1 protein-coding gene is annotated in these 317 nt (G+C 49.8%); it reads right to left on the bottom strand.

What is annotated here, in order from left to right; all coding sequences use genetic code 11:
- On the bottom strand, positions 1-317 hold a 317-nt coding region (locus DW806_RS14960; protein WP_199677327.1), incomplete at both ends, for an RHS repeat protein.

Below are 317 nucleotides of genomic sequence, written 5' to 3'. Positions count from 1 at the left end.
GATGTTACGGTGATTATCGTAGTAGTAGCGTGTTTCCAGACCGTTTGCGTCTACACAGGTCGTAACACGCGCGTCATCGTCATAGGAAACGGTAGAAACAGTGGGAATGTCCGCATTGATAAAGGTCTGCTTTACCACACGGCCTATGCCGTCATACTCGTTCTCAATATAGACTTCGCCTTCAAAGTCGGTAGCACTGTTCAGATAGCCGTTGCCATCGTAGGTATAATGCAGCGTATCACCGTCTGCATTGGTAACGCCGGTCAGAAAATCGCCGTCATGCTCATACGATACGGTGCGGCCTGCGTTATCGGTCA

The sequence above is a fragment of the Butyricicoccus sp. AM32-19 genome, assembly GCF_003480365.1.
Classification (GTDB): Bacteria; Bacillota; Clostridia; order Oscillospirales; family Butyricicoccaceae; genus Agathobaculum; species Agathobaculum butyriciproducens.
Note: the sequence above shows the minus strand (reverse complement) of the source record. Positions and strands in the feature narration are given on the sequence as shown.